General features: G+C 64.5%; 7 protein-coding genes. 3 read left to right on the top strand and 4 right to left on the bottom strand.

What is annotated here, in order from left to right; all coding sequences use genetic code 11:
* The 3 genes from VGI62_RS14060 to tnpA form a co-directional block, all read right to left on the bottom strand.
* On the bottom strand, nucleotides 1-252 hold a 252-nt coding region (locus VGI62_RS14060), incomplete at its 3' end, for a transposase (protein WP_331505126.1).
* A gap of 85 nt (nucleotides 253-337) precedes the next feature.
* Complete coding sequence (tnpB, locus tag VGI62_RS14055) at nucleotides 338-685, bottom strand: IS66 family insertion sequence element accessory protein TnpB (protein WP_331505125.1); 348 nt, start codon at nucleotides 683-685, stop codon at nucleotides 338-340.
* The gene (gene tnpA / locus VGI62_RS14050; protein ID WP_331505124.1) at nucleotides 682-1,020 is read right to left on the bottom strand and encodes an IS66-like element accessory protein TnpA; all 339 of its coding nucleotides are present in this window, start codon (nucleotides 1,018-1,020) and stop codon (nucleotides 682-684) included. Before tnpA ends, tnpB begins: the two co-directional genes overlap by 4 nt.
* Nucleotides 1,021-1,391: 371 nt before the next feature.
* Between tnpA and VGI62_RS14045 the strand changes: the two genes are divergently transcribed.
* Together VGI62_RS14045 and VGI62_RS14040 are read left to right on the top strand one after the other, a co-directional pair.
* Nucleotides 1,392-1,757 (top strand): response regulator, encoded by a 366-nt coding sequence (locus VGI62_RS14045; protein ID WP_331505123.1) that lies wholly within the window; start codon nucleotides 1,392-1,394, stop codon nucleotides 1,755-1,757.
* 7 nt (nucleotides 1,758-1,764) lie between these two features.
* Nucleotides 1,765-3,132: a PleD family two-component system response regulator gene (locus VGI62_RS14040; RefSeq protein WP_331505122.1), complete on the top strand. Its 1,368-nt coding sequence runs from the start codon at nucleotides 1,765-1,767 to the stop codon at nucleotides 3,130-3,132.
* A 175-nt stretch (nucleotides 3,133-3,307) separates the two neighbouring features.
* On the opposite strand, the gene rpmG is transcribed toward VGI62_RS14040, so the two are convergent.
* Entirely contained in the window at nucleotides 3,308-3,475 is a 168-nt protein-coding gene (gene rpmG / locus VGI62_RS14035) for a 50S ribosomal protein L33 (RefSeq protein ID WP_111458827.1), read from the bottom strand.
* A 480-nt stretch (nucleotides 3,476-3,955) separates the two neighbouring features.
* Here rpmG and VGI62_RS14030 point away from each other — a divergent pair, with 480 nt between their 5' ends.
* Nucleotides 3,956-4,429, top strand: coding sequence for a PEPxxWA-CTERM sorting domain-containing protein (locus VGI62_RS14030; protein ID WP_331505121.1), 474 nt, complete (start codon nucleotides 3,956-3,958; stop codon nucleotides 4,427-4,429).
* The last annotated feature ends 159 nt before the right edge of the window (nucleotides 4,430-4,588 follow it).

Here is a 4,588-nt window from a genome sequence, read left to right as displayed (position 1 = left end):
CTCGGCCTTGAGCTCATCCTCGGTGGCCGAGGCTTCCAGCTCCTCGAGCTGCAGCTCCATCTGATCGAGCACGCGGGCCGTGCGCTCGGAATGCGGGCCGAAGCGGTCGCGGTTTAGCTTGGCGATCTGCAGCTTCAGATGGGCGATCAGCGCTTGGTCGTCGGAGGTCCTGGCGTGGGCCTCGGCGAGCTCGGCGCGGGCGCTCAAGAGGGCCGCCCTCAGCGCGTCAACATCGTCCGGCAGAGCCTCGATGGCCGTGTCCATGACCCGGATGGAATCACAAATCCGGCGGCTTGTGGCGCCCCTAAATGCAGGGGGACTGAAGTTTTTTGCGGCCCTATCCGGCGCTCTGCGGACGCCAGGTCTGCTGCGGGTTACGCCAGTCGATGCCTTCCAGCAGGTAGCCCAACTGACCGGCGCTCAGCGCGATCGCGCCGCCCACGGTCTGCGGCCAGACGAACCGTCCGCGGTCCAGGCGCTTGGCGTAGAGCGACAGCCCAACGCCGTCGTGCCAGACGATCTTCAGCAGATCGCCGCGGCGGCCTCGGAAGACATACACATCCCCCACGTGCGGATCGCGCTTGAGGTGCTCCTGGATCAGCAAGGCCAGGCCCTGCATCCCCTTGCGCATGTCGGTGTGGCCGGTGGCCAGCCAGATGCGAACATTAGACGGGACCGGGATCACCTGAGCGCCCGCAGCGTCGCCGTCACCAGGCTCGCCGGCGCCGAGGCGGTGATGCCGACCCGTCCGCCGCCGGCCAGGTCGACGACAATCACCGCCGCCGAGCTCGCCCGCGCGCTCTGATCGCGCTCATCAGTGAGCGTCGCGGGCACGAACCCCGGGTCCGCCGGCGGCGCCATCGCCTGCCGGCGCCACTTGTAGATCAGGCTGGTCGCCACATCGAGGCGGCGCGAGACGTCCGACACCGTCGCCCCCGGCGCGAACGCCTCAGCCAGGATCGCCAGCTTGTCTTCCGGACGCCAGCGCCGGTAGCGCACCGGGCCCGTGATCACACTCATCTGGGCCATGCTGTGCAGCTACGAGCGCTCTCAAGGACGTCCTTACGAGCACAGCTTCAGGGCCGAACCCCCGATCCACAAGGCGGCCTCCACCGGAGGGCTACGTGGGAAGGGGCCCCGTGCGCGCGGCTTGGCCCCAGTGGAATGGCCGACAGGAGTGGAGCGACGCCTCACGAGTGGGCCGCTGGGGGATGACGAATGGCGCCCCATGACAGTCCACGCCAACGCCTGCAGAGGCTCGTCGCGCAGACGGCCTTCCGACGCTCCTGGTTACCGGGAGGACAATTTTAAGGATATCCGTGGGATGAACAAAGGAGGGTGGGGAAGTCCGCTGTCCCGCGGTGACCTCAACAAACAACGCCGGGTCCTAAATGGCCAAGAAGGTCCTCATCGTCGAGGATAACGAGCTGAACATGAAGCTCTTTCATGATCTTCTCGACGCCCAGGGCTACGAGACGCTGCAGACCCGTGAGGGCCTCCAGGCGTTGGCGTTGGCGCGGGAGCATCACCCCGACCTGATCCTCATGGATATCCAGCTGCCCGAGATTTCTGGTCTGGAGGTCACCAAGTGGCTGAAGGAGGACGACGAACTGGCGTCCATCCCAGTGGTGGCCGTGACGGCCTTCGCCATGAAGGGCGATGAAGAGCGGATCCGCGAGGGGGGCTGCGAGGCCTATATCTCCAAGCCGATTTCCGTCTCGCATTTCCTCGACACCATCAAGCGCCTGATGAGCTGACACCAGAATGTCGGCGCGCATCCTTGTCGTGGACGATGTCGAGGCCAACGTCCGCCTGCTGCAGGCCAAGCTCGAGGCGGAATACTACGAGGTTCTGACGGCATCGGACGGCCCGACTGCGCTGGCGATCGCTGCGGCCGAGAAGCCCGACATCGTCCTGCTGGATGTGATGATGCCGGGCATGGACGGGTTCGCCGCCTGCCGCCGGCTGAAGGAAGATCCTGAGACCCGTCACATTCCGGTGGTGCTGCTGACCGCCCTTGACGGCCGCGCCGACCGTGTCACCGGTCTGGAAGCCGGCGCCGATGATTTCCTGACCAAGCCGATAGACGACGTCATGCTGTTCGCCCGCGTGCGCAGCCTGACCCGCTTGAAGTCCGTGCTCGACGAACTGCGCGAGCGCGAGGCTTCGGGCCGCCGCATGGGCGTCATCGCCAACGTCGCTTCGCGCCTGGGCGGTGGGGGCGGCCGTATTCTGGTGGTCGATGATCATCAAAGACAGGCCCAACGGGTCTGCGCCGAGCTTTCGGTTGAGCATCGTCCCGTGGCCGAAACCGACCCGGAGATGGCCGTTCTCGCAGCCCGCGGCCCGGTCGACCTGATCATTGTCAATGCGGCCGCCAAAAGCTTCGACGGCCTGCGGTTCGCCGCCCAGATTCGATCGGATGAAGCCACGCGCAGCCTGCCGATTCTGGCCATCGTCGATTTCGACGAGCGGGCGCGGTTGGTGAAGGCGTTGGAGATCGGCGTCAACGACGTCCTGCCTCGCCCGGTGGACCCCCAGGAGATGGCCGCCCGGGTGAAGACCCAGATCCGCCGCAAGCGCTACACCGACTTCCTGCGCGACAACCTCGACCAGTCGCTCGAACTGGCGGTGACCGACCAACTCACTGGTCTGCACAACCGCCGCTACATGGAAGGCCAGCTCAATGCGCTTGTCCGCCGTGCGGTGGTGGGCGGGGGCGATCCGGTGGCGCTGCTGGTCATCGACATCGACCATTTCAAGAAGATCAACGACAGCTTCGGCCACGCGGTCGGCGACGAGGTGCTTCGCGAATTCGCGGTGCGGCTTGCCTCCAACGTCCGCGCCATCGACGTGCCGGTCCGTTTCGGCGGTGAGGAGTTCGTGGTGGTGATGCCGGAGACCGACCTCGAGCATGCCCAGCGCATCGCCGAACGCATCCGCCTCCACGTTGCGGGCTCGCCTTTCAGGGCGATGGGGGGCGAGGAACTGCTTACCGTCACCATTTCCATTGGCGTCGCTGCGAGCCTGCGTCTCGACGATACGCCGGTGAAGCTCGTCCGCCGCGCCGATGAGGCGATGTACGAAGCCAAGGCCCGGGGCCGTAACCGTGTGATCACGAAGGCAGCCTAGGCCGGCGGCCGCGGCCCTCGGCCGCGGTACAGGGCCATCCCGTCGCACGAGGCGGCGCTTATCAAAGCAGCACCGTTGTTCGGCGGAGAGTGCGGGGGGCAAAAGCTAGCCCCCAAACGGAAAACGCCCGGGCGAGGCCCGGGCGTTTTCGTTGTTAGTCCGCGATCTCCGAAGACTACTTGATCTTGCCTTCGCGGAATTCCACGTGCTTGCGCACGACCGGATCGTATTTCTTCATGACCAGCTTGTCGGTCTTGGTGCGGGCGTTCTTCTTGGTGACGTAGAAGAAGCCGGTATCCGCCGAGGAATTCAGGCGGATCTTTATGGAGGCGGGCTTCGCCATGGCGGGTCCTTAAGCGCGGGGCCGGACGGGCAAGCCGACGGCGGATGTTCGAAGAGCGGCGGAAAATACGAATCCGCAGCCCAAAGTCAATGGTCAGCCATCCCGGGGGTGGGTACTGGTTCGAATTTGTGGGGTGATCAAGGCGCGATAACCCCCGGACTGCGTGTAGCAGCAGACCCCGGGGCCGTTCATGCGGCGCAAAGCATCAAATCATCGAACTTTGCCGTGCGCGTACTCGCCGCACGGGCGATCAAGCTTGACCATAATGGCCGTTAAGGTTTCGCTGTTTTGGAGCGTGGCCGAATGTGAGGCAGCGCATGTGCGAGAGGGGGAATTACTGCGAAGCTGAGAAGTGCTCTCCCGGCCAGCGCTGCGCTGGCGTTATCGGCCATGTTCGGAGCTACGGGCGCTCTGGCCGGCACAAATATCGTTCAGGATCCCAGTTTTTAAGACGGGCCCGGCTTTTGGTCCGGTAGTGATATGGACCAGGGCGTCAATTTTGGTGGCCACACCGCCGCCGCGACAGGCTGCATAGGGTCGTCATGCGTGACCACTCCGGCGGCGTTCCTGAGCCAGGATCTAAACACGAACGCCGGACAGACCTACGACCTGCGCTTCGAAGTCTTTAATGATTTCGTCAGCGCGAGCAATCCAGATGCCCAGCAATTCAACATCTTCTGGAACGGCTCGTCCTTGGGCGTAACGGATTACGATGTATCCGGCCAGTGGACCTACTTCACTTACAACGGCCTACTCGCCACATCGAACATCACGACTTTGACCTTCGCGGGAAGAAATGATCCCGCCTTCATCGGTTTCGATGATTTCTCTGTTGTGCAATCAAGTTCCGGCGGGGTTCCTGAACCCACCACCTGGGCGATGATGCTTCTGGGCTTCGGCGGTCTCGGCGCGGTGCTGCGGTCTCGTCGTCGTTCCACGATCGTCGCAGCGTAGCCGCCGTCTCGGCCGAACTTTGCCGTGGCCGTCAAACGCTCACGGCCGCTCTCGAATTGGACGGGAGCCGACCTCGTCCGACGCGTCCGGACCCTGGCAGGGCGAGGACGGGGCGGGAGCCGGCTCCCCGCCCGTCGGATGCCAATTGCGGAGAGAAAC

This window comes from Phenylobacterium sp., assembly GCF_036495085.1.
Classification (GTDB): Bacteria; Pseudomonadota; Alphaproteobacteria; order Caulobacterales; family Caulobacteraceae; genus Phenylobacterium.
This window is presented reverse-complemented; position numbering and strand designations above follow the sequence as displayed.

Bases quoted from the DNA above. Each gene is read 5' to 3' on its own strand.
- VGI62_RS14030 (WP_331505121.1), top strand. From the start codon at position 3,956: ATGGACCAGGGCGTCAATTTTGGTGGCCACACCGCCGCCGCGACAGGC.
- VGI62_RS14045 (WP_331505123.1), top strand. From the start codon at position 1,392: ATGGCCAAGAAGGTCCTCATCGTCGAGGATAACGAGCTGAACATGAAG.
- tnpA (WP_331505124.1), bottom strand. From the start codon at position 1,020: ATGAGTGTGATCACGGGCCCGGTGCGCTACCGGCGCTGGCGTCCGGAA.
- rpmG (WP_111458827.1), bottom strand. From the start codon at position 3,475: ATGGCGAAGCCCGCCTCCATAAAGATCCGCCTGAATTCCTCGGCGGAT.
- VGI62_RS14040 (WP_331505122.1), top strand. From the start codon at position 1,765: ATGTCGGCGCGCATCCTTGTCGTGGACGATGTCGAGGCCAACGTCCGC.